Source organism: Silicimonas algicola, from assembly GCF_003970735.1.
Lineage (GTDB): Bacteria > Pseudomonadota > Alphaproteobacteria > Rhodobacterales > Rhodobacteraceae > Silicimonas > Silicimonas algicola.
In genome coordinates, this window is sequence record NZ_CP034588.1 from 3,187,203 (window position 1) to 3,209,523 (window position 22,321).

The 22,321-nt window shown below is 65.5% G+C and carries 23 protein-coding genes; 12 read left to right on the forward strand and 11 right to left on the reverse strand.

Annotation, left to right across the window (positions count from 1 at the left end):
- Positions 1-20 precede the first annotated feature (20 nt).
- From EF888_RS15630 to EF888_RS15640, 3 genes are all read right to left on the reverse strand, one after another.
- Complete coding sequence (locus EF888_RS15630) at positions 21-2,258, reverse strand: pyrroloquinoline quinone-dependent dehydrogenase (protein ID WP_420902634.1); 2,238 nt, start codon at positions 2,256-2,258, stop codon at positions 21-23.
- A gap of 77 nt (positions 2,259-2,335) precedes the next feature.
- Positions 2,336-2,656 (reverse strand): BON domain-containing protein, encoded by a 321-nt coding sequence (locus EF888_RS22315; protein ID WP_241239695.1) that lies wholly within the window; start codon positions 2,654-2,656, stop codon positions 2,336-2,338.
- Positions 2,657-2,965: 309 nt separating this feature from the next.
- Positions 2,966-3,229: a DUF892 family protein gene (locus EF888_RS15640; RefSeq protein ID WP_164721729.1), complete on the reverse strand. Its 264-nt coding sequence runs from the start codon at positions 3,227-3,229 to the stop codon at positions 2,966-2,968.
- Between the two features lie 309 nt (positions 3,230-3,538).
- Between EF888_RS15640 and EF888_RS21920 the strand changes: the two genes are divergently transcribed.
- Both EF888_RS21920 and EF888_RS15645 read left to right on the forward strand, forming a co-directional pair.
- On the forward strand, positions 3,539-3,700 hold the full coding sequence (locus tag EF888_RS21920) for a hypothetical protein (protein WP_164721730.1): 162 nt from the start codon (positions 3,539-3,541) through the stop codon (positions 3,698-3,700).
- Positions 3,701-3,941: 241 nt separating this feature from the next.
- Complete coding sequence (locus tag EF888_RS15645; RefSeq protein ID WP_164721648.1) at positions 3,942-4,454, forward strand: sigma-70 family RNA polymerase sigma factor; 513 nt, start codon at positions 3,942-3,944, stop codon at positions 4,452-4,454.
- A gap of 11 nt (positions 4,455-4,465) precedes the next feature.
- Here the strand turns inward: EF888_RS15645 and EF888_RS15650 are convergent, their stop codons facing one another.
- The 3 genes from EF888_RS15650 to EF888_RS15660 all read right to left on the reverse strand — a co-directional run bounded on the left by EF888_RS15650 (position 4,466) and on the right by EF888_RS15660 (position 7,578).
- Positions 4,466-5,152 (reverse strand): GntR family transcriptional regulator, encoded by a 687-nt coding sequence (locus EF888_RS15650; RefSeq protein WP_109759919.1) that lies wholly within the window; start codon positions 5,150-5,152, stop codon positions 4,466-4,468.
- Positions 5,153-5,228: 76 nt separating this feature from the next.
- Positions 5,229-6,389, reverse strand: a complete 1,161-nt coding sequence (gene argE / locus EF888_RS15655; RefSeq protein ID WP_109759918.1) for an acetylornithine deacetylase — start codon at positions 6,387-6,389, stop codon at positions 5,229-5,231.
- 4 nt (positions 6,390-6,393) lie between these two features.
- Complete coding sequence (locus tag EF888_RS15660) at positions 6,394-7,578, reverse strand: M24 family metallopeptidase (RefSeq protein WP_109759917.1); 1,185 nt, start codon at positions 7,576-7,578, stop codon at positions 6,394-6,396.
- A gap of 186 nt (positions 7,579-7,764) precedes the next feature.
- On the opposite strand from EF888_RS15660, the gene ehuB reads away from it, so the two are divergent.
- From ehuB to EF888_RS15710, 10 genes are all read left to right on the forward strand, one after another.
- The gene (gene ehuB / locus EF888_RS15665; protein ID WP_109759916.1) at positions 7,765-8,607 is read left to right on the forward strand and encodes an ectoine/hydroxyectoine ABC transporter substrate-binding protein EhuB; all 843 of its coding nucleotides are present in this window, start codon (positions 7,765-7,767) and stop codon (positions 8,605-8,607) included.
- A 59-nt stretch (positions 8,608-8,666) separates the two neighbouring features.
- A complete protein-coding gene (ehuC, locus tag EF888_RS15670; RefSeq protein ID WP_109759915.1) occupies positions 8,667-9,332 on the forward strand; it encodes an ectoine/hydroxyectoine ABC transporter permease subunit EhuC in 666 nt (221 codons plus the stop codon).
- Complete coding sequence (gene ehuD, locus EF888_RS15675) at positions 9,329-9,997, forward strand: ectoine/hydroxyectoine ABC transporter permease subunit EhuD (RefSeq protein WP_109759914.1); 669 nt, start codon at positions 9,329-9,331, stop codon at positions 9,995-9,997. The genes ehuC and ehuD overlap by 4 nt, the downstream gene beginning before the upstream one ends.
- Positions 9,998-9,999: 2 nt before the next feature.
- Positions 10,000-10,812: an ectoine/hydroxyectoine ABC transporter ATP-binding protein EhuA gene (ehuA, locus tag EF888_RS15680; protein WP_109759913.1), complete on the forward strand. Its 813-nt coding sequence runs from the start codon at positions 10,000-10,002 to the stop codon at positions 10,810-10,812.
- Positions 10,813-11,820: a hydroxyectoine utilization dehydratase EutB gene (eutB, locus tag EF888_RS15685; RefSeq protein ID WP_109759912.1), complete on the forward strand. Its 1,008-nt coding sequence runs from the start codon at positions 10,813-10,815 to the stop codon at positions 11,818-11,820.
- Positions 11,810-12,796 (forward strand): cyclodeaminase, encoded by a 987-nt coding sequence (locus tag EF888_RS15690; protein ID WP_109759911.1) that lies wholly within the window; start codon positions 11,810-11,812, stop codon positions 12,794-12,796. Before eutB ends, EF888_RS15690 begins: the two co-directional genes overlap by 11 nt.
- Before the next feature lie 4 nt (positions 12,797-12,800).
- A complete protein-coding gene (locus tag EF888_RS15695) occupies positions 12,801-13,280 on the forward strand; it encodes an Lrp/AsnC family transcriptional regulator (RefSeq protein WP_109759910.1) in 480 nt (159 codons plus the stop codon).
- Between the two features lie 113 nt (positions 13,281-13,393).
- Positions 13,394-14,869: an NAD-dependent succinate-semialdehyde dehydrogenase gene (locus EF888_RS15700; protein WP_109759909.1), complete on the forward strand. Its 1,476-nt coding sequence runs from the start codon at positions 13,394-13,396 to the stop codon at positions 14,867-14,869.
- Positions 14,870-14,899: 30 nt separating this feature from the next.
- Positions 14,900-16,273, forward strand: a complete 1,374-nt coding sequence (locus EF888_RS15705; RefSeq protein ID WP_109759908.1) for an aspartate aminotransferase family protein — start codon at positions 14,900-14,902, stop codon at positions 16,271-16,273.
- A 68-nt stretch (positions 16,274-16,341) separates the two neighbouring features.
- A complete protein-coding gene (locus EF888_RS15710; RefSeq protein WP_109759907.1) occupies positions 16,342-17,370 on the forward strand; it encodes a sulfotransferase family protein in 1,029 nt (342 codons plus the stop codon).
- Here the strand turns inward: EF888_RS15710 and EF888_RS15715 are convergent.
- The 5 genes from EF888_RS15715 to EF888_RS15735 all read right to left on the reverse strand — a co-directional run bounded on the left by EF888_RS15715 (position 17,303) and on the right by EF888_RS15735 (position 22,184).
- Positions 17,303-18,271 (reverse strand): glycosyltransferase family 2 protein, encoded by a 969-nt coding sequence (locus tag EF888_RS15715; RefSeq protein ID WP_164721731.1) that lies wholly within the window; start codon positions 18,269-18,271, stop codon positions 17,303-17,305. The genes EF888_RS15710 and EF888_RS15715 overlap by 68 nt on opposite strands.
- A complete protein-coding gene (locus EF888_RS15720; RefSeq protein WP_109759906.1) occupies positions 18,268-19,473 on the reverse strand; it encodes an FAD-dependent oxidoreductase in 1,206 nt (401 codons plus the stop codon). The genes EF888_RS15715 and EF888_RS15720 overlap by 4 nt, the downstream gene beginning before the upstream one ends.
- Entirely contained in the window at positions 19,470-20,336 is an 867-nt protein-coding gene (locus EF888_RS15725; RefSeq protein WP_126918594.1) for a hypothetical protein, read from the reverse strand. Before EF888_RS15725 ends, EF888_RS15720 begins: the two co-directional genes overlap by 4 nt.
- Positions 20,333-21,259, reverse strand: a complete 927-nt coding sequence (locus EF888_RS15730) for a rhamnan synthesis F family protein (protein ID WP_164721732.1) — start codon at positions 21,257-21,259, stop codon at positions 20,333-20,335. The genes EF888_RS15725 and EF888_RS15730 overlap by 4 nt, the downstream gene beginning before the upstream one ends.
- A gap of 451 nt (positions 21,260-21,710) precedes the next feature.
- Complete coding sequence (locus EF888_RS15735; protein ID WP_109759903.1) at positions 21,711-22,184, reverse strand: hypothetical protein; 474 nt, start codon at positions 22,182-22,184, stop codon at positions 21,711-21,713.
- Positions 22,185-22,321 lie beyond the last annotated feature (137 nt).

Genomic DNA, 22,321 nt, shown 5'->3' on the forward strand with positions numbered 1-22,321 from the left:
TCCTGAGTACGACGTGCTCGCTATGGCAGGGCGTAGGCGATGACGTAGTCGCCCACTCCGGTCTCCATGAAGTGGTGGCCCATCGCCGTGATCATGACGTACTGTCTGCCGTCCACCTCGTAAGCGATGGGGTTCGCCTGACCGCCTGCTGGCAGGACATCGGTCCACAGCGTCTCGCCCGTCTCGATGTCGATGGCGCGGAACAGGTTGTCGGTCGCCGCCGCGATGAAGATAAGCCCGCCAGCGGTCACCACCGACCCGCCGTTGTTTGGCGTGCCGATCTTGAGAGGCACCATGGACGGAATGCCCCAGGGCCCGTTGCGGCGTGCAGTGCCGATGGGTTCGTCCCACAGCGTCTCGCCCGTCGAAAGGTCGATGGCGCGAATGCCGCCATAGGGCGGTTCGGTGCAGGGCATGTCGGTCAGCGCACTGCGCCAGCCGGCATTGACCGAGATGGCGTAGGGCGAGCCTGCCTGCGGGCCGGCGGGGTTTTCGGGCGCGCCCACCGTCTCGGGCGCTTCGGCGATGGTGGTATACTCGTCGCTCTCCAACGGATCGGGACGTTCGATCAGCCGGTTGTAGTTCGGGATATCGTTGTAGTTCGCAATGAGAACCCCGTGTTCCGGATCAAGGGCCACCGACCCCCAGTCCGACCCGCCATTATAGCCGGGATACTGGATCCAGCGGGTACCGGCTGTCGGCGGCGAGTAGAAGCCCTGGTACTCGGCCTGACGGTACTGAATGCGGCACCAGAGCTGATCCAGCGGCGTGGCGCCCCACATGTCGCGCTCCTCGAGCGGTGGCTGGCGCAGCGTGTGCCATTCCGAGATCGGCTGCGTCTCCGAGATGTAGTCCGGCTCCACCTCGCCCTGGGGCAGATCGGTCAGCTCGCCCACAGGTGTCAGCGGCTCGCCGGTCTCGCGGTCGAGGATATAGAGATCCCCCTGCTTCGAAGGCAGCAGGATCGCCGGGGTTCCCTGATAGTCCAGAAGCGTAGGCTGGCTGCCGAGGTCGTAGTCCCAGACGTCGTGACGCACGGTCTGGAAATGCCAGACCTCCTCGCCCGAGGTGGCGTCGAGCGCGACGAGGGAAGTGGCGAACTCGTTTTCGGCTTCCGACCGGTTGGAGCCGTAATAATCCACCGACGAATTGCCCATCGGCAGGTAGACATACCCCAGTTCCTCGTCCGCCACGGCGGTCGTCCACATGTTGGGCGTGCCGCGCGTATAGACTTCGCCTTCGGGCGGGCCGTCGCGGTTCTGCTCGGGCGCTGCCAGATCCCAGGCCCAGGCGAGTTCGCCGGTGACGGCGTCGTAGCCACGCACGACGCCCGACGGCGCCTCCTCGGCCTGTCCGTCGAGCACTTGAGCACCCGTGACGATGACACCGCGCACGATGGCGGGTGGAGCGGTCACGGCGTACCAGCCGGGCACCCGTTCGCCGATATCCTGCCAGAGATCCACCGTGCCGTTTTCCCCGAAGTCTTCGCAGGGAGCGCCGGTCTCGAGGTCGACGGCGACCAGCTTGGCGTCGAGCGTTCCCTCGACGACCCTGGTGGCGCAGAGATCGCCCTCCGCCGCCTCAGGATTGGTATATATGGACACGCCGCGACAAGTCGCGCCGTAGGGAATGGCCTCGTTCGGCACACCCGGATCGAAGCGCCAGTTCTCCTCGCCGGTGGCGGCATCGATAGAAATGAGTGCGTTCATGGCCGAGCACATGAGAAGGTCGTCACCGACCTTGAGTGGCGTCGTCTCGGGCGAATACTTCCCTTCGGCGTTGCCCTGGGGCATGTCTCCGGTGCGGTAGACGAAGACCCGCTCCAACTCGCCGACGTTCGCCGGCGTGATCTGGTCGAGCGTCGAATAGCGCGTCGCAAGCGTTCCCCCGCCCCAGAGCGGCCAGTCCTGTCCCGCATGAGCAGGGAGGTCGGCGATCTGTGGCCGCTGATCCGCCGCTGCAGTGTCGACGTCATTGGACGAGGCCTCGGGCGCGCCTTGGGGCTCCGCCGCTGGCTGCGGTTCTGTCTCTGGAACTTCCTGCGGCTCCGCTGTCGGCGCATCCTGCGTTTCCGCCGCTGGCTGCTGCGCTGGGGCGGCTCCCGCCTCCGGCGACGGCTCTTCTGCCGGTGCGGCCCCTTCCACTTCGGCCGCCGGCTGCTCCGGCACCGTTGGCTCTTCGGAAGTCTCTTGCGGGAACGCAGGTTGACCCGCGCAAATGACGCACAAAAGCAGTGGGGAGAGGCGCGCGACGTTCATGGTAGTCTCCTTCTGGGTAGTCGGGCGGCGATCCGCCCCGCCGTGTCGGCAAAGCGAACGCCGTTGTCAAAAATGGATCAGACGGACCTGATCCTCAGGTTGTTCTGGACGTGAGCGACACCCGAGACGTACTCGGCGCAATCCTCCGCACGCCGCTTTTCGAGTCGGGAGCCGACCTCGCCGTCGAGCGATACTTCGCGCTCGCTCACCGACACGCGGATATCCGTGGCATCGAGGTCAGGGTCGTCCGTCAGACGTTCATTCACGTCCTCGAGGATGCGTTCGTCGGATCTGACATAATCGCGTGGGCCGCGTCCGCGATGGTCTTCCTGGCGGCGCGCTTGCGCGGCATCGTCGCCGAACCAGGACGAGACCTCGTCCGCCGCGCGGTCCCACATGCTGCGGTCGCCGTCGGCGTTTCGCCAGTCGTCGGAATGATATTCCTGTCGATCGGGTGCGTCCCTGTCATGGCGGGTCGCACCGGGATGCACCCCAGAATGAGGTCCGGCAACGGCACCGGGACTGTACGGGGACCCCTCTCCGTAAGGCCGACCGTAGTTCTGACGCATTCCGCGCCGGGGGTCGTTTCGAGAATCTTGTGCCATTTGACTGCCTTTCTGTGAATGGAACTGCGCTCGCCGCCCTTCGGTTTCGAAGGGCGACGAGCCACCATGGCCGGCAGGGCTGGGGAGGACAGACCCCGCCGGTCAGGCTGCCTGGTTGAGGCATTCCTCGGAAAGCCGCGTCCGTTTCTCGTCAGCCGCTTCCCTTTCGGACATCGTCTGCCTGAGCAGATCGGCGCAATCGTCCCTGCCCGGTTCGCGGGACCAGGCGATGAGGGTGCCGCAGCGCATGATCTCATTGTGTTCCACGGCCTGCGCGGGGGCAGCGTTCAGGACGTTGTCGGCGGGCACGCCGCTCGCGATGGCTTCGGCCTCTTCGATGATCCCGTCACCAGAGAATATCGCCATTCGGATGCTCCCTTTCTGGCGAACCGACCCCAAGCCGGGGCGGCTTTCTTGATCCCCAGCAACAGTTGCCCGTCCCGATTGTTCCTGACGACAAGGCTCGAAGGCGAGATGGGAGAGCCATGTCGCCATGGCGACGCCACGCAGCTCAACCGCAAGACGGCAGCCGCTTCGGAGACCAGCGTTAATGTCATTGGTCCATGCATGAAACTTCGAAAGGGACCCGTGCGTGAAACTCGAAGTAGACTCCCTGACGCAAAGGCAATGGCCGGACACGGCCGCGGGGCGGCTAGGAAAGGACAAGGAAAGAAAATGAAGGAGCAGTCCACCACGACCGCCGACGAGACCGCGATGAAGCGGGAACTGGAAGAGCACCTTCGGAGGATTGAATCCGAGGATGTCCCCGAGCGCCTTCTCGAGCTTGCGCGGCACCTCCAGGATCAGCTTCGGAAACGGGGCGCGTCCGGGCGCTGACCGCCCCGAACGACGTCTCTCCGGTGCCGGACGCGGGCCTCCCCCGGACAGCGGCGGGCCCTCCGGCGTGCAAGGCAAGGAACACTTCGCCGGGGGTCACGTTGTTCGAAGGTGTCCGCAGCGTGCATGCGCGCACCCGGCCGAGGTCATTTCCGGTAGGCGACGGGTCGGCGGGTCGGTTGGGGGTTCTGTGGTACCCGATTGAAAAGGAAAGAGATAACCCAAGCCGGTGGGAGGCGAGATGCTGATTCAGGCAGAGAAAGACGAAACCCTTGACGACATCATCAGCGTCATTCCGGCCCTCAGGGCCTATGCCTGGTCCCTGACCCGCAAGCAGCAGGAGGTCGACGACCTCGTTCAGGAAACCCTCACCAAGGCCATCGCCAACGTCGGCCGCTTCACCCGGGGCACGAATGTGCGCGCCTGGCTGATGACCATCATGCGCAACACCTTCTACAACGAGATCGTCAAGCGGAACCGCGAGCGGCCGGGCGGCAAGGATTGCGTCTCCGACATCCCGGTCTCGGCCGGCAGCCAGGAATGGTCCTACTACGGCAACGAGATCATGAAGGTCGTGAGGCAACTCCCGGCCTGCTATCGCGAAACCCTGATCCTCGTCGTCATGCTGGGCGAGAGCTACGAGACCACGGCGCAGATTTGCGGCGTCGAGATCGGCACCGTCAAGAGCCGCGTCAGCCGCGCCCGCCGAATGATCCTCGAGGACCTGGGCGAAGAGGAATTCACCCGCCTCTGACGCGCCGGGCCTTACACCGGATCCTTGGGGCCCGTCATCCGGACGAAGCTCATCGAGATATGCGCACGCTGGATCAAGGTGGCGGCGTGGAGATCGTTCATCTCGACCGCCAGCAGGACATCGTCGATCTCGCGGTCGAAGATCACCACCTCGTCGTGCAAGTCGATGCGCGACGCGAAAACCGACTTCAGCCAGATGCGGGTCGTCTGAAAATAGAGCCGCTCGCTGATCGTGCGAAGCGGTTCATTGGCCGTCAGCTTCAGAAGCGTCAGGAAGTAATCCATGTTGAGCTGCGCGAAGTGCCGCGGGTCGGGGCTGGCGATAAGCGCCTTCGACCGCGCCGAGAGCGTGCGGAATTCCTCGAGCAGGTCGATCGAGGGCGGCACGGGATCGAGCGTTCCAAGCAGCTCGGCGAGTTCGAGACGCAGGCGATAGGTCTGGGCGAGCTGTGCGATATCGACGTCCGTCACGAAGGTGCCGACGCCGTGCATCGAGTTCAGGAGCCCTTCGTCTTCAAGCCGGCCAAGCACCCGTCGCAACGGCGTGCGGCTTACGCCGAATTCGGCCGCCAGCGTCTCTTCGGAAAGACGCATGCCTGGCGCATAGTCGAGAAGACAGATGCGCGTGCGGATCTCGTCGTGCATCCGTGCGAACCGGTTTCGCGCGCCGCCGGGAACCTTCGGATCCTCAATGTTCATCGCCTGCTTCCCGCCGCCTTGCGCCGAAGGTCTAGACGACCTTGCCCGCAGGGGCAAAGGGTAGGCCCGACCCGCATCACTGCGAAAGACGGCCGCCAAGCCTGTCGAGCATCTGCAGGCAGTCCGAGAGTTGAGCCTCCGCGAGAAATTCGTCCGGCTTGTGGGCCTGGGCGATCGACCCCGGCCCACAGATGACCACCGACATTCCCATGGCCTGGAAGATGCCCCCCTCGGTGCCGAAGGCCACGCAATCGGCCTCCGTCTCGCCAGTGAGTTCCATCACGATCTCTTTCGCTTCGTTCTCGTCGGCTGGGACGAGGCCGTCGACCTCGCCGATGGTCTCGGTGACGATGTCGGCGTCGGGAGAAACCGCGCGCATGGCTGGGATGAGTGTCTCGGCACAGAACCGTGCGAGGTCGGATTTGACGAGTTCGGCGTCACCCGCCTGGACAGGGCGCATTTCCCAGTCGACGCGGGCCAGGCCGGGGATCACGTTGTGAGCGTGCCCGCCGATGACGGCGCCGGTGTTGATCGTGGTCCAAGGCGGGTCGAACCGGCTTCGGGACGGCGCGCGGGCCTTCAGCGCTTCCTTCAGGTCGAGAAGCCGCGCGACATAGCGCGCGGCGTATTCGACGGCGTTGATGCCTCGGTCGGGGGCGGAGCCGTGGCCTTCGAGCCCGGTGAAATGCGTGGAGTACTCGTAGCAGCCCTTGTGGCCTTCGACGATCCGCATCGAGGTCGGCTCGCCGATGATCGCGACCGAGGGGCGAAGCCCCTTCTCTCCCAGCGTTTGCGCCAGCGCCCGAGCGCCGATGCAGCCGATCTCCTCGTCGTGGGTGAAGGCGAAGTGTATGGGACGGTCACGGACGGTCTCGGCGAAGCGCGGCGCCATCGCGACGGCGGCCGCGATGAAGCCCTTCATGTCGCAGGTGCCCCGACCGTAGAGATTACCGTCGGCTTCGGATATCAAGAAGGGGTCCGTCGCCCAGTCCTGATCCGCCACGGGGACGACATCGGTGTGACCCGACAGGACGATGCCGCCATCTGTCTCCGGCCCGATCGTCGCAAAGAGGTTGGCCTTCTGTCCCGACGGGTCGAGGTAGATCTCGACCCGCGCGCCACAGCCGTCGAGACGCGAGGCGAGATGCGCGATCATCGCCATGTTGCTGTCGGAGGACACGGTGGGAAAAGCCACCAGTTCCTCCAACAGCACCTTGGTTTCGGCAAGCGTCGTCACGGGGTCAATCCTTCACGAAGAGCTTCCGCTCGACCGAGCAGAACGTCTCGGCCGGACCGCTTTCGCGGATCAGGATCGGCTCTGTCGTCTCGAGCCCCCAGCGGTCGAGCCAGAGGCCCGGCATGAAGTGGAACGTCATCCCCGGTTCAAGAACCGTCTCGTCCGACGGGCGGAGCGAGACGGTACGCTCGCCCCAATCCGGCGGGTAGGAGATGCCGATCGGATAGCCGCAGCGGTTGCCGCGCTCGATGCCGACGCGGGTCAATGCCTCGCCGAGCGCATTGGCGATGTCGCAGGCGCGGTTGCCGGGACGGGCGGCGTCGAGCCCGGCTTCCAGACCTTCGGTCAGCGCGTCCGACGCGCGGACCATGTCGTCGGGCGGAGTGCCGAGGAAGACCGTCCGGCAGAGCGGCGCATGATAGCGGCGATAGCAGCCGGAAAGTTCGAAGAATGTCGCCTCTCCGGTCTTCATCGGCTCACCGTTCCAGGTGAGGTGCGGAGCCGTCGCATCAAGTCCCGAGGGAGTAAGGGGAACAATGGCGGGATAGTCTCCCCAGTCGTCACCCACGCCCTCGATCCCGGCGCGGGTGATCTGGGCCACAAGGTCGTTCTTACGGAGTCCCGGTCGGGCCAGGTCGATCCCCGTGCGCACGATCTTCTCCGAGATCCGGGCCGCCTTGCGCATGAAGATGATCTCTTCGTCGGACTTGACCATCCGCTGCCAGTTCACGAGGCCTGTGGCATCCACCATCGTCGCGTCGGGCAATTCGGCGGCGAGCACGGCGTGCGCCTTCGCCGAATAATAATAGTTGTCCATCTCGACGCCGATCCGCGCCTTTGCGAAGCCTTCCTGACGCAGGTGACCGGCCAGATCCTCCATCGGGTGGCAGGTCGTGGACTGCACAAAGGTGTCCGCATAGCCCGCGATGCGGTCGTTCTCCATCCAGACCGTTCGGCGGGCGCCGTTCGTGTCCTGCATCCGGCCCCACCAGATCGGGTCGGCGTCGCCAGGCAGGATCACGCCCTGATGCACGTAGAAGGACCAGCCGTCGTAACCGGTCAGCCACGCCTGGTTCGAGGGATCCGTGATGAAGAGCAGGTCGATTCCCCGCCGCTCCATCTCGCGGCGGGTCTTGTCGAGTCGGCGGCCGTACTCGGCGGCCGAAAAAGGAGCGTTTTCGTAGCTCATGGGGTTCTGGGAGCCTCAATTGTACACATCATGCGCGAAGCAGCCGCAATATTGCGGATCATTGCCCTGACTGGAGGAATTTTGGAAGGGAAATTTCTTGACACCTAAGCCGAGGCCGCAATGATGTGCACAACAGAGAAAGTCTCGGGTCACGAGGCTCCGCCAAGTCCAACAACGGAGGGATCCATGAAGAAATCTCTTGAGACCACAATCGCCGCCGCGCTGATGCTCGGCACCTCGGTATTTGCGGCCAGCGCCGGGCCACTTATGGACCGCATCGAAGCGGGCGAGCCCATCCGCATCGGATTCGCCAACGAACTGCCGTTCGCCTATCCCGGTTCGAACGGCGAGCCGCTCGGGTTCGTCAACGCGCACACTCTCGGCGTGCTGGATAAGATGGGATATACGAACATCGAGCCCGTCCAGACCGACTGGGGCGGGCTGATCCCGGGTCTCCAGGCCGGGCGCTTCGACATCATCACGGGTGGCATGAACATCCTCGCCGCACGCTGCGAGAACGTCGCCTTCTCCGAGCCGATGGCGCGGATCGGTGACGGCTTCCTCGTGCCCGCCGGCAACCCCAAGGGCCTCGACAACTACGAGGATATCAAGGAACAGGGCGCCGTGATGGTGACGGGTGCGGGCTACTCCAACATCCAGGCAGCACGCGACGCGGGCGTCGAGGACGGCAACATCATGCAGGTTCCGGGGCCGACCGAAATCCTCGCGGCTGTCCGGGCGGAGCGCGCCGATGCCGGGGCGGGAACCTACTTCACGATGAAGCAGCTCGCCGACAGCGCAGGCGGCGAACTTGACGTGTCGGACCCCAATGCCATGCCCGAAGACTCCTTCAACTGGGCGGGCATCGGTTTCAGCAAGGAAGACCAGGACTTCGTCGATGCCTTCAACGAGGCGCAGGCCGAGTACCTGGGATCCGAGGAAATGCTGGCCGCCGTTTCCGAGTATGGCTACAGCGAGGCCACGCTGCCCGGCGACGTGACCACGGAATGGGTCTGCGCGAACCGCTGACCCGGACAACGGGGGCGGCGCGCCCGCCCCCGTTCCGCTTAATCCGGCGGTAGAAACGCATGTCACTCCTGGAATTCCTGCAAACCTACGGTTCGCTGATCGTCAGCGGCACCTGGGTGACCGTCATCCAGTTCCTGCTGGCTGTCGTCGTCGCGATCCTCGCGGCGCTGACCGCAGGGCTTGGCAAGCTGTCGAAGAACGTCCTGATCCGTGGCGTGGCGATCACCTACATCGAGATTTTCCGCGGCACTTCGCTTCTGGTCCAGCTCTTCTGGCTCTTCTACGTCCTGCCGCTTTTCGGGATCACCCTCGACAAGTTCACCGCCGGATTCCTGTCGGTCGGGCTGAACATCGGGTCCTACGGCGCCGAGATCGTGCGCGGTTCGATCCAGGCGGTACCGAGGGGTCAGTACGAAGCCGCCTATGCGCTGTCCATGTCGCCCGCCCGCCGGATGCGGCGGATCATCCTGCCGCAGGCGCTGGTCCTGATGCTGCCGCCCTGGGGAAACCTGCTGATCGAGCTTCTGAAGGGCACGGCGCTCGTGGCGCTCATTTCGGTCGCGGACCTGATGTTCCAGACCCGCCAGATCAACGCCTCGACCTTCCTTTCGGCCCAGGCCTTCGGCACGGCGCTGATCATCTATTACATCCTCGCACGCTTCCTCATCACACCCTTCATGCGCTGGCTTGAGCGGGTCATGGCGCGGAGGCTCGGACGCGCATGAGGTTCGACTGGGATTGGGAATTCACCTTCGAGATCCTGCCGCGCCTTCTTGCGGCAACGGTGAACACGCTGATCGCGGCGGGGCTCGGCTATGCCATCGCGGTGGTCCTGGGCCTGGTCTTCGCGCTGGCCCAGCGGACGCCTGTCCGGTCCCTGACCTTCACCGTACGCGAGGTGGTCGAATTCATCCGCTCGACGCCTCTCGTCCTTCAGATCTTCTTCGTCTTCTACGTCGGTCCGCAATTCGGAGTGCGACTGTCTCCCTGGACGGCCGGGATGATCGCCATCGGGCTTCACTATTCGGCCTATCTCTCCGAGGTCTACCGAGGCGGCATCGAGGCCGTGCCGAAAGGCCAGTGGGAGGCCTGCCGTGCCCTGAACATGTCGACGCGAGACACCTACCTGCGCATCGTGATCCCGCAGGCGTTGCCGCCGTCGATCGCGGGCATGGGCAATTACCTCGTCGGCATCTTCAAGGATACGCCGATGCTGAGCGTGATCGGCGTGGCCGAGCTTCTGCACACCGCGAACGCCATCGGCTCCGAGAACTATCGTTTCCTCGAGCCCTACACTCTCGTGGGCATCATCTTCCTCGCCATCTCGCTGCCTGCGGCCGGCTTCGTCCGGCTGTTCGAGGCGCGGGTGCGCCGCAAGCTGGGACTTTAGCCATGGACCTGTCCGACTATCCGCTCGAGCTTCCCGAGGGCGACCGCCCGATGGTGCGGTTCATGAACGTGACCAAGCGCTACGGGACGCTCACCGTGCTCGACAGGCTCGACCTCGACGTGGCCGAGGGCGAGATGGTGACCGTGATCGGCCCTTCCGGATCGGGCAAGACCACCGTGCTGCGGATGCTGATGACGCTCGAGACGATCAACGGGGGCGTGATCTATGTCGACGGCAAGCCGCTGACCCATATGGAAAAGGGCGGCAAGCTCGTCCCGGCAAACGAGCGGTATCTGAGGAAGGCGCGATCCTCCATCGGGATGTGCTTCCAGCACTTCAACCTCTTCCCGCACATGACGGCCCTGCAGAACTGCATGGAAGGACCGGTGCAGGTGCTGGGCATGTCGAAGAGTGAGGCGCGCGCGCGGTCGGAAGAGCTGCTCGAAATGGTCGGCATGATCGACAAGAAGGACCAGCACCCGTCGCGTCTGTCGGGCGGGCAGCAGCAGCGGGTGGCCATCGCGCGGGCGCTTGCGATGCGTCCGAAGGTGATGCTGTTCGACGAGGTAACCTCGGCGCTCGACCCCGAGGTGATCGGCGAGGTCACGAACGTCATCCGGCAGCTCGTCGCCGAGCACAACCTGACCATGCTGATGGTGACCCACCAGATGGGCTTCGCGCGGGACATCTCGGACCGCATCTGCTTTTTCTATCAGGGCAAGATCGAGGAAGAGGGTCCGCCCGAGCAGCTGTTCGAGACCCCCCAGAAGGAGCGGACGCAGCAATTCCTGTCGGCGGTGAAGGACGCCGGCTGAATGAGCGTCACGCTCGCCGATATCCTCGCCGCCCGGAGCGCGATCAGGGGCGTCGCCGACGCGACGCCTTTCGTGCCGTCGCCCTTCATGTCGGCGCAAGCGGGGCGGGAGTTTCTCCTCAAGCTCGAGACGATGCAGCCGATCGGCGCGTTCAAGCTACGGGGTGCCATGAACGCGGTCGCGGCACTGGATGACGACGCACCCGGGGTCGCCTGCTGCTCGACCGGGAACCACGGCCGGGGCGTGGCCTTTGCCGCTGCCCGGCGGGGATTGCGGGCAGTCGTCTGCATGTCGCGCCTCGTGCCCGAAGCCAAGGTCGAGGGCATCCGTGCGCTTGGGGCAGAGGTACGGATCGTCGGCACTTCGCAGGACGACGCAATGGCCGAAAGCCTGCGGCTTTGCGAGGCGGAGGGGCTTCTCGAGATTTCCCCTTTCGACGACCCCCGCGTGATCGCGGGGCAAGGGACCATCGGGCTTGAGATGATGGAAGCGCGACCGGATTTGGGCACGATCCTCGTCCCGCTCTCCGGCGGGGGTCTGGCGGCGGGCGTCGCGGTTGCCGCCAAGGCGATCAACCCGCAGGTCCGCGTGATCGGCGTCACGATGGAGCGCGGCGCAGCGATGGCCGCTTCGATCCGCGCCGGGCAGCCGGTGGAGGTGACGGAGCACGCCTCGCTCGCCGACAGCCTCGGCGGAGGGATCGGGCTCGCGAACCGGCTCTCCTACCCCCTCTGCCGTGATCTTCTCGACGACGTTGTCCTTGTGACCGAGGAAGAGATCCGGCACGCAATGCAGGTCCTCTACTTCGAGGACCGCATGGTGGCGGAAGGGGGCGCGGTCGTGGGGCTGGCGGCCGTCCTGTACGGCAAGGTCCAGGCAGCCGGCGGACCGATCGCCACCATCGTCACCGGCCGCAATCTGGACATGGACGTCTTTACCCAGGTCGTGACAGGGCAGGACGTTACGCTCGGCGATCAGACCCTGAAGGGGCGCGCCTATGCCGCATGACATCCACATCGTGACCGAGGCGGAGCTGCGGGACATCGTCACGCTGGACCTGGCACTTGTCGACGTGATCGAGCGGGCCTTCGCCGCACTGTCCGAAGGTGGTGTGGTGATGCCGCCCGTCCTGTCGATGGACCTGCCGCAGGCGAATGGCGAAGTCGACGTCAAGACGGCCTTCATTCCCGGCGTCGAGAGCTTTGCGATCAAGGTCTCGCCCGGTTTCTTCGACAATCCGAAGATCGGGCTCCCCAGCCTCAACGGCCTGATGATCCTCTTCTCGGCGAAAACGGGGCTGGTGGAGGCCGTCTTCCTCGACAACGGCTATCTCACGGACCTTCGCACGGCCGCCGCGGGCGCTGTCGCAGCGCGCCAACTCGCACCGGCGCAGGTCGAGACCGCAGGCGTCATCGGGGCCGGAGTGCAGGCGCGCCTCCAGATCGAGGCGGCGCATCTGGTGCGGCCATTCTCCCGCGTGCTCGTTCATGCGCGGGATGCCGAGAAGGCGCGCGCCTGCGCCGCCGACCTGGGCCAGCGGTTAGGTGTCGAGGCCGAGGCTGTGGCCGATCCGGCCGCGCTTGTCGCCAAGTCTCAGCTCGTGGTCACAACCACCCCGGCACGAGAGCCGGTGCTGATGGCCGACTGGCTGCACCCCGGCCTGCACATCACCGCCATGGGCTCCGACCAGGAGGGCAAGTGCGAGATCGAGCCTGCCGCCCTCTCCCGCGCCGATGTCTATGTCTGCGACCGCGGCAGCCAGTGCGCCGAGCGCGGCGAACTGCGCGCCGCCCTCGCCGCCGGACTGTGGGACAGGGGCACGCCGCCGGAACTGGGCGACGTGATCCTCGGCCGCGCCACGGGACGGCAATCGGAGTCCGACGTCACGATCTGCGACCTGACCGGCACCGGCGTGCAGGACACGGCCATCGCCGCGCATGTCCGCGCCCGCTTCCCCGGCGCCGGCACCGTGATCCGGGCCTGACGCCATGAAACTCGACGCGCGTGATATTGCCATTCTGCGAGTCCTGTCCACTGAAGGACGGATCGCCAAGACGGCGCTGGCCGAGCGCGTGGGTCTGTCGCCGACGCCGTGCTGGGACCGGATGCGCCGGCTGGAACAGGCGGGCCTGATCGAGGGCTATCGCGCCGAGATCGCGCTGAAGAAGCTCGGGCCGCATGTGACGGTCTTCGTGGCAGCCGAACTGGCTGACCACACCGCGGCCCGCTTCCGCAGCTTCGAAGACGCGATGCGGCGCTATGACGAGGTCGTGGCCTGCTGGGCGTTGGGCGGCGGGTTCGACTATCTCCTCCAGATCGTCACCCGCGACATCGACGCCTACCAGCGGTTCATCGACACGATGCTCGACGCCCGGATCGGGCTTGCCCGCTATTTCACCTACATCGTGACGAAGCCGGTGAAAGGGCCGTCGCCGCCGCCGTTCGAAGTGCTGCTGGCCGCCGGGTGACCTTGCCTGACGTATAGGCCGCTGCCAGAGGATTCCTCTGCAACGCGCCGCGAGAACAGCCGCATCGACCCCTTGAGACGCCCCATACTGACGTCAGCGAGGAGGAGCGAACGATGACCGCCACGGCACTCTCGGCACGCGCCGATATCGCGGACAAGCGGCTTGTCCGGTCCTTCGCCTATGTCGGCGGCAAGTGGCGCGACGCCGCGTCAGGCGCAACGTTCCGGGTCACCGATCCGGCGACGGAAGACACGCTGGGCGACGTGGCAAAGCTGTCGGGTGAGGAGGCGACAATCGCCGTGGACGCGGCGCAGGCGGCCTTCGCCGGCTGGGCGGGACGCTTGCCGCAGGACCGCGCCCGGCTGCTTCGCCGCTGGTTCGACGAGATCGCGGCCAACCGCGAAGACCTCGCCCGGATCATGACCCTGGAGCAGGGCAAACCGCTGTCGGAGGCGCAGGGCGAGATCGATTACGGCGCCGCCTTCGTCGAGTTCTACTCGGAGGAGGCGAAGCGTCCGAACATCGAGGGGGTGACGAGCCACCTTCCCGACGCCGAGGTCGAGCTGTGGCGCGAGCCGGTGGGGGTCGCTGCTCTCGTCACTCCCTGGAACTTTCCCTGCGCGATGCTGACGCGCAAGGCGGCTGCCGCGCTTGCCGCCGGTTGCACTGTGGTTTGCCACCCCTCCGCCGAGACGCCCTATTCGGCCCTCGCGCTCGCCGAGCTTGCCGAGCGCGCGGGCCTGCCGCCGGGCGTCTTCAACATCGTGACCGGCCATGCGCCCGAGATCGTCGAGCCCTGGACGCGCGATGCCCGCGTCCGCGCCTTGTCCTTTACCGGATCGACCGAGGTGGGGCGGCTTCTTTACCGTCAGTCGGCCGACACGGTGAAGCGGCTGGTGCTCGAGCTGGGCGGCCACGCGCCGGTCATCGTCTTCGCGGACGCCGACCTCGACACTGCTGTCGCCGAGACGATGAAGGCCAAGTTCGCGACATCCGGTCAGGACTGCCTTGCCGCCAACCGCATCTATGTGGAGCGGCCAGTCTACGACGCCTTTTGCGAGAGGTTCGTTGCGGCGACCGAGGCGCTGCGCGTCGCGCCGGGAATGGATGACGGCGACATCGGCCCCCTGATGAACGAGGCGACCGTCGCCAAGCAGGAGGCTCATGTCGCCGACGCGCTGGGCCGCGGCGCGCGTCTTGCCTGCGGCGGGCGGAGGCTTCCGCTCGGCCCGCTGTTCTATGCGCCGACCGTCCTGACCGATGTCCCCGAAGGCGCCGCGATCCTGCGCGAGGAGACCTTCGGTCCCGTCGCGGCGATCCTGCCCTTCGACACCGAGGACGAGGTTCTCGGACGTGCCAACGACACCGAATACGGCCTCGTCGCCTACCTGCACACCTCCGACCCGCGCCGGATTTACCGGCTGTCGCGCGCGCTTCAATACGGGATGGTCGCAGTGAACCGGACGAAGGTGACCGGCCCGCCCATTCCCTTCGGCGGCATGAAGCAGTCAGGCCTCGGCCGCGAGGGCTCGCGCCTCGGGATGGAGGAATTCACCGAGGTCAAATATGTGTGCCGCGACTGGGCTTGAACCAGTCTGGGGCTTTAGGAAGGAACCACCATGCTGACAAACGACCAACTGGCCCTTTGGGACCGCGAGAACTTCTTCCACCCCTCGACGCACCTCGCCCAACACGCGCGCGGCGAGACCACGACGCGGATCATGCGCGGCGGAGACGGCGTCTATATCGAGGACCGCGACGGCACCCGATTTCTCGACGCCTTCGCCGGGCTCTATTGCGTGAACGTAGGCTACGGCCGGCCCGAGATCGCCGAGGCCATCGCCGCGCAGGCGAAGGAGCTCGCCTACTATCACGCCTATGTCGGTCACGGCACCGAAGTGTCGATCACGCTGGCGAAGATGATCCTCGACCGCGCGCCCTCCAACATGTCGAAGGTCTATTTCGGTCTCGGCGGGTCGGATGCGAACGAGACGAACGTCAAGCTCGTCTGGTACTACAACAACGTGCTCGGGCGGCCCGAGAAGAAGAAGATCATCTCGCGCTGGCGCGGATATCACGGATCGGGGCTGATGACCGGCTCGCTCACCGGGCTCGAGTTGTTCCACAAGGCGTTCGATCTGCCGCTGCCGCAGGTGATCCACACCGAGGCGCCCTACTACTATCGCCGCCCGAAGGCCGAGATGACCGAAGCCGACTTCACCGCGCATTGCGTGGCCGAGCTGGAGACGCTGATCGACCGCGAGGGTGCCGACACCATCGCCGCCTTCATCGGCGAGCCGGTGCTGGGCACGGGCGGGATCGTTCCGCCGCCGGCGGGCTACTGGGAGGCCATCCAGACCGTGCTGCGCCGGCACGACATCCTTCTCATAGCGGACGAGGTCGTGACCGGCTTCGGGCGGCTGGGGTCGATGTTCGGTTCGGACCACTACGGGATCGAAGCCGACATCATCACTATCGCGAAGGGTCTGACGTCGGCCTATGCGCCGCTCTCGGGTTCCATCGTCTCGGACCGCGTCTGGAAAGTGCTGGAACAGGGCACCGACGCGTTGGGTCCCATCGGGCACGGCTGGACCTATTCCGCCCACCCGATCGGGGCGGCCGCCGGGGTCGCGAACCTCCGGCTCATCGACGAGCTGGGCCTCGTCTCCAACGCGGGCGACGTCGGCGGCTACCTCAACCGGACGATGCGCGAGGCGCTTGCCGACCACCCGAACGTGGGAGAGGTGCGCGGCGAGGGGATGCTCTGTGCGGTTGAGTTCGTTGAGGACCGCGACACGCGGCGGCCCTTCGACCCCGCGCGCAAGCTGGTCCCGCAGATGGCCGCTACGCTCTTGGCTCAGGACAGGGTCATTGCCCGCGCCATGCCGCAGGGCGACATCCTGGGCTTCGCCCCGCCGCTTTGCCTGACGCGTGAAGAGGCAGACAAGGTTGTCGAGGCGACAGTTCGCGCCGTCGAAGCGACATTGAGTTAGAGGAACATCGGGCGTCCCAGACGCTCATTTCGCGTGATTGGCCGCAAGACGAATGCCATGCTCTCGCGATGGGCAACAAGGTCGTCGTATTCGTGGTCGGCATGCATCGAAGCGGGACCAGTGCGCTTGCGGGCGCGCTGGTTCAATCGGGGCATGCAGGACCGCTGAACCCGCTGCCGACGTCGCCCGACAACGTGAAAGGCACCTTCGAGGCGCGTGAAGTGGTCGACCTGAACGAGCGGCTCCTTGGACTGGGATGCCGCCAATGGTTCCACACTCGACCCGTCGCTGACATACAGGACGCACACGAGACCGCCGTCGCCGGGTCGGTCCTGACCGCGGCCTTTCCCGCCAAGCCGACCATCATCGTCAAGGATCCGAGGACGAGCCTGCATCTGCCCTTCTGGCTGTCCTGCGCCGAGGGGGCCGGCTGGTCCGCCCGGGTCGCGATCGTCTGCCGTTCCCCCGCCGACGTGGCACGGTCACTGCAAGCGCGCGACGGTCTTGATATCGAACATGGCGTTGCCTGCTGGCTTCGCCACATGCTCGAAGCCGAGCGCAGGAGCCGATCGGTGACGAGGGCCTTCGTCGCGGTCGATCGGCTGATGGAGGACCCCGTCGGTCAGCTTCGAGATCTGGAGATGCAGCTCGGGATTGCAGGGGATCGACCTACGGCGCCAGACGTTGATGCGAGCTTCATCGAAAGCAGGCTCATGGGACGCACCGCCCAACTCGACGCTCCGCTACCCTTCCGGGCTGAGGAAGCGCACCGGATATTCCTTCGAATGGCGGCGGGTTCGCAACGGCCGGACGATCTGGAGCGGCTGCGCGCCATCGCCCGCGACCTGGACGAGGCAACGCCCGGCATCGACCGGCGCTTGGACGAGGCGCGCCGACAGGCATTTCGACGCGTCCATCCGTTTCTAACTTTCCTTGGCTTCCGCGCGGACGGAATGCCGAGGCCTTGGATGCGCGCCCTTCTGTTCGAGCAGGGCGAAACGGTGCGACGGCCATTCCGTCGCGCCGTCTTCAAGAAGAACGGCGCTCTGAGGCCGGCGTTTCATCCGTGGGTCGAGCATGTCCGCTCACGGAACTGAGCAGCGCCCGAGCCACGAAGCTGGCGACCTGCCCGCGGACGTCGCGAAGCTTCCTGCGGCTTGAATCCTTCTCGTCGGCGAGAATGTTCCACGGCCCCTGCAGCTTCAGGAGCCAGTGGGCGTACTCGGTCAGAAGGTGCTCGCGCTGGTCGAGGTCCAGCCGGTCCCCGGCCGCTGCCAACGCATCGGCAAGGCAGGCGAGGTTGTCCGCCAGCATCCGTGACTTCGCGTCCGCTGACCGGCTGACAAGATCCCGGCTAAGTCCTTTGGAGGACGTGTTCTTGATGTAGCGGATCCCGTCCAACGACACGGACTCCCCGTAACACAGAAGCTCGAGAGCGAAGAGGGTGTTCGAGAACTGCCCGTCGGAGAGCCTGGTCCGAAGGTGCGGCACCGTCGGTAGCGCTTCGCGACGGATCAGCCCCCGCCAGCCCAGCTCGGCGCGATGCGGTCCCCGGCGGATGAACTCGGACATTCTCTCGAAGGCCGAGCCGACGATCGCGTCAGTCTGCGACACCTCTCCGGCGCGGACCATCCCTCGATGCTCTGTGACGCCATGAACGACGACGGCATCGGGCTCGCGCTCCATGGCTTCAACCGCGTCGGCAAGGAAGGTCTGCGACAGAGTGTCGTCATGCGCCACCACAACGAAATAGGGCGTATCCACAGTTGCCAGAAGCGCGTTCGCGTTGCCGACCCAGCCCATCCGTCGCGGGTGCTGGACGACGTCGAGATCAAACTGCGCCCTCGGCAGATCCGGTGGCTCATAGTCGTCCGCACGATCGTATCCGACCCGCACCACGAAGTCCTGGAACCCTTGGTCGGCCAGGCTCTGAACCGTTTCCACGATGCGATCCGGACGGTAAGCCGGAACCAGGACAGTCAGCAGTCTTGCGGTCACGCGAAGTCTCCGATTTCGAGATGGGCCAGAGCCAGGCGCGCCGCACGTTCGGCAAGAAGAGGCGCCGTCGTGAGCTTGCCTGTGTCCACGCTTACATACCCTGGCGCCAGTTCGGTCGCGAAGGCGCGGCTTCGGTCGTGGAGCGGGCTCTCCTTCACACGGATGTCGCCATGCCCGCGAGCGACGACATAGCCTCCACGCACCTCCACACGGCCGTCCCCTTCGAGGAGGATGTCGTGCGGAAGCCGAAGTCCCTCGAGCGTGCGACGCTTCATGACAGTCTCGTCGAAGGCCGGAACATCCGGGGCTGTCCCGGTGTCGGACCGCGCAATCATGTTGCTTGGATACCAGCTCAGATAGACGTCGCCATTGGCATAGGGCGTGACATCGCCGTAAGCGCCAAGAATCCTCGTCGACGGCGCGACGCCCGCGAAGGCCGTCTGGCCCGTCGCGAAGACGCCCGCCTTCCATCGGATCGACGTCGGGGCCGCGGGCGCGAGCCCGGCGTCGATCGCACTCCGGCTCTCCCAGAGGGCGTTTACGATGGAGGGTGCCTGCAGGGACTCTCCGGATTCAAGTTCCATTCGCCACTGGTCAGCGGTCCTCGCAACCCGCACCACTCGCCCGGGAATGACCGGAATGCCGCGCGCTCGGACAGCCACTTCGATCTGCTCCGAGAGCACGCGAGCCGAAAGCGCCCGTTCCGGCGTGGTCCATGCGGCAGCGATGTTCTGCTGGCCCGTGGCCTCGGCCGCCTCGTCCGGGTCGAGCCGCACCATCGTTGCGCAGTCCGCTCCGCCTGGTATCAGTCCAGGCGCCCCGTCTGCCGCGGCTCTCACAAGCGCATGTACGGCGCAACTGCGGGCCCACAGCACATCGGGCGGGAAAAGCGAGTTCCTGTCGACGATGTAGGTGATCGGGCTGGTGAATGCCTGGTCCGGAATGGCCGCCCCGGTCACGCGTTCGATGGTCGGCAGGAACGTTGCGGCGCCTGCGAGCATCAGTTCGGCCGTCTGCGTGCTGTCCGTTCCGACGTAGGTGTATCCCAGATGGATCTTGCCTTCGTTCCAGCGGCTGGCCCGCTGCATGACCTCGCCCGCCGCGTCCACGATGGCGATCTTGGCGCCACGGTCGTGCAGCATGCAGGCGGCGAGACTGCCGGTCAGGCCACCCCCGGCGACGAGGACCTGAGCGTCACTCATGCGGGCACCTCCAGTTGCGATCGTTCTGCCAAGTGGATGCGGTTCACTTGGTCGATCCGGCGATCGATGGCGCCTCGGCCGACGGGGAGAAGGGAGCCCTGCCCGTCCACGCGGTCGTGGTAATGCAGGGCCGCAGGATCGACGGGAAATACGGGCGGGCGCCGGTGCATGGGAAAATTGTGGCGCGTCCCAAGTGGCACAATCTCCAGATCGAGGTCCACGATGGCAAGGAACATGGCAACCTGGTCCACGTGGACCGCCCAGCCTTCCAGAATTTTCCGTCGATCCAGCAGCCACCGGGCCCGGAACGCCCACCGTTCGGCGAGCTGGCCTGAGACGCCGGGACCGACGATGGCAAGGCCGCCGTTGCAGTTCCCTCGGTAGGTGCGCTGCCAGGGCTTAGCCGCAATCCGGGTCGTCCTCGGCTTCGGCAGGCCAGCCTCACGTAGGAGCGTGTCGAGGATCCGAAGTGGAGGATTCGAACGATCCACCGGCTTGGCTGAGACCGCGGCGGCAGCTTGGGGAAAGCCGAGCGGGTCCTCCAGGAACGCCATATCGCAATCGGTCACGACCACCGGACCAGCCGTGAGCTTCGCCGCGTAGGTCAAAGCCTCGATCTTGTTGCAGTGCGGGCTGCGACCGTCGAAGCGGGAGACGGTGCCGAGGTCGAGCCCCGCCCGCCGAAACGGCATCGCCCAGGCCGGCGGCTCGCCCACGCCCGCGAAGACGAGCGACAACCGCTCGACGGGCACCTTGGCCAATTGCGTCAGGGAGAGGAACCAACGTATGGTCTGGTCGCGGAAACGCAGATCCGCCTCGGCAACGCAAACGATGCGCCCAGAGGTTGGCTCACCCGGGCTCACGCAGGGACTGCCGCTGCAAGCTCAGGCTTGCCTCTGTCCAGCGCGGCGCGCTCCAGAAGTTCACGGGCCATGATGGGGTTCGCATCGGCGAGACGGCCCTGTTCCAGCGCGTCCGCGATCCTCTGGCGAGCCAGGCGATAGAGCATGTCGTTGTTCTTCTTGATAAAACCTGCCCGCATCACCTCGAGACACACAAGCGGCGAGGAGCCGAGAACGTTCTTGGTCGCCGAGACGTCGAGAAGGAGCGCCCGCATCTGCTCGCCCACATCGCCGGTTGCGCAAAGCAAGTCGGACCGGCTCCGTTCGGCAGCAGACGACAGGCAAACCAGTTCCTCAACGGCCTGTCGCAATCTCTCGCCCGAAAGGCTTCTCAAAGTCTCCTCGAACTGTCTGTCTGAGAGAAGCCCGCCACAGGCCAGCCCTGCGTCCTGAAGGCGCCGGGACAACTCCCGCTCTCCGCGTCTCACGGTCTTGTCCTTGTTCGAGCTCATTCTGTAGGCGCGCCAGAAATCGAGGAAGACGGGATGGGCAAGGGCTGGCTTCCGGAAAAGAAGAAAATACGATCCCAAGATCGGGTATGAACGCGGCGAGCGCCCTGTCGCAAGCAGCCGTTCGCCAAAAATTTGCGCTGCGACGACGTCGAGCGGCAGTTCCTCGACGGCTCGGATCGAGACGCCGTCCTGCAGAAATGGAAACCAGACGCTGTCGTTCATCAGCAGAAGCGCTTCGATGTGCTCGATCCGATCCTGGAGCGACAGGATAACCTCCTGGTATGCTCCGAAGTCGTAACCGAAATTCGGCCGCTCGACGACATCGACCGTTACCGCTTTGAGCCGCTCACGGTCCACATCGCCGAGAGGCGCATTTGAGACCGCGATGACGCCATAGCCCGCGCTTGCGAGGTATCCAACGGTCGCAAACACACTCTCCGGGACGCCACCGGGCTGATAAAGTACGAAGATTGCGACCTTCGTCCCGCCGAGAATTGTGGACCGCTCAGAACCGAACAATACGGCACGCGACCGACGTGCCCGGACGACAGCTTCAAGCGGAGAGGTGAGCGCGCCGTGAAGCTGCCGCGCCAGTCGCCGGAGTTCTCGCCGCAGCTTCCATCCCTGCATATCTCGCATCGCTCCGTGCGTGGGGCAGCAAGTCGACCTGCGACATGAGCCACGGCCTCCGGTGGGCTCCGGATAGCATCAGGGAAGGTTTTGAAGCGGAGCGGCGCGGTTTTCCAGTCTTTTCCTCGCCATGCATCCGCAGTCGAGGACCGTCCCGAATTAAGGATTTACAGTGACGAGCCAAATCTTCGATAGAATATCCGTAGCGAGGTGGTGCAAGCGCATATCCGGAGATACCGCTCGCACCTGCAGTTCAAAGGCTCCTGGCCTCTTCGACAGCCTCCATACAGCCGGCCTCGTCTCCGGCCTGGAGCGCAGCCGTAGCACGCTCGAGAGCCGCTTCAGCCTCTGGTGACATGGCAGCCGAGCTGTCGCCTGTCTGACCCGGTGCTGCCTCATCCTGCTGCGCAGCAGCTTCTTGTCCGGAGGTCGCGATGCCGGACAAGTCCGTCTCGAGCGGCGTTTCGCTGCCATCCTTGACAACGGTGCCCTCGGCATTTGCCGTGTCCGCCCCACCTGCTCCGTCCGTGGCAGTCGCAGGCGCCTTGGCAGCGGTACTGCTTTCTTCGAGGGGGGCCAGGCTTCCGTCCTTGGAAATACCGCCTCCCTCAGGCTGAACCTCGCCCTGAAGCTGCGCCAGTTCTTCCTGACAATCGGCCCAAGCCGGAGCCGCCGCTGCACCGATGGTGCAGGCGGCGACCAGACATCCAATAGCTCCGATCTTCATCGTTTCTCTCCTCCATTGCGGCTCTACCTCGCCACAGAGGAAACCCTTGGACGATGCGCGTGTTCCTCTCGGAACGGCTGTCCGCAGTCAGTACGGCGACAGCCCGCCACCTAGCGCCACACGGACAGGCCGCAGAG

Coding starts and splice junctions, on each gene's coding strand:
- EF888_RS15640 (WP_164721729.1), bottom strand. CDS start 3,229: ATGGCGATATTCTCTGGTGACGGGATCATCGAAGAGGCCGAAGCCATC.
- EF888_RS15720 (WP_109759906.1), bottom strand. CDS start 19,473: ATGAGTGACGCTCAGGTCCTCGTCGCCGGGGGTGGCCTGACCGGCAGT.
- EF888_RS15630 (WP_420902634.1), bottom strand. CDS start 2,258: ATGAACGTCGCGCGCCTCTCCCCACTGCTTTTGTGCGTCATTTGCGCG.
- EF888_RS15645 (WP_164721648.1), top strand. CDS start 3,942: ATGCTGATTCAGGCAGAGAAAGACGAAACCCTTGACGACATCATCAGC.
- EF888_RS21920 (WP_164721730.1), top strand. CDS start 3,539: ATGAAGGAGCAGTCCACCACGACCGCCGACGAGACCGCGATGAAGCGG.
- EF888_RS15695 (WP_109759910.1), top strand. CDS start 12,801: ATGAAACTCGACGCGCGTGATATTGCCATTCTGCGAGTCCTGTCCACT.
- ehuB (WP_109759916.1), top strand. CDS start 7,765: ATGAAGAAATCTCTTGAGACCACAATCGCCGCCGCGCTGATGCTCGGC.
- eutB (WP_109759912.1), top strand. CDS start 10,813: ATGAGCGTCACGCTCGCCGATATCCTCGCCGCCCGGAGCGCGATCAGG.
- EF888_RS15705 (WP_109759908.1), top strand. CDS start 14,900: ATGCTGACAAACGACCAACTGGCCCTTTGGGACCGCGAGAACTTCTTC.
- ehuA (WP_109759913.1), top strand. CDS start 10,000: ATGGACCTGTCCGACTATCCGCTCGAGCTTCCCGAGGGCGACCGCCCG.
- EF888_RS15650 (WP_109759919.1), bottom strand. CDS start 5,152: ATGAACATTGAGGATCCGAAGGTTCCCGGCGGCGCGCGAAACCGGTTC.
- EF888_RS15700 (WP_109759909.1), top strand. CDS start 13,394: ATGACCGCCACGGCACTCTCGGCACGCGCCGATATCGCGGACAAGCGG.
- EF888_RS15735 (WP_109759903.1), bottom strand. CDS start 22,184: ATGAAGATCGGAGCTATTGGATGTCTGGTCGCCGCCTGCACCATCGGT.
- EF888_RS15660 (WP_109759917.1), bottom strand. CDS start 7,578: ATGAGCTACGAAAACGCTCCTTTTTCGGCCGCCGAGTACGGCCGCCGA.
- ehuD (WP_109759914.1), top strand. CDS start 9,329: ATGAGGTTCGACTGGGATTGGGAATTCACCTTCGAGATCCTGCCGCGC.
- EF888_RS15710 (WP_109759907.1), top strand. CDS start 16,342: ATGGGCAACAAGGTCGTCGTATTCGTGGTCGGCATGCATCGAAGCGGG.
- ehuC (WP_109759915.1), top strand. CDS start 8,667: ATGTCACTCCTGGAATTCCTGCAAACCTACGGTTCGCTGATCGTCAGC.
- EF888_RS22315 (WP_241239695.1), bottom strand. CDS start 2,656: ATGTGGGACCGCGCGGCGGACGAGGTCTCGTCCTGGTTCGGCGACGAT.
- EF888_RS15690 (WP_109759911.1), top strand. CDS start 11,810: ATGCCGCATGACATCCACATCGTGACCGAGGCGGAGCTGCGGGACATC.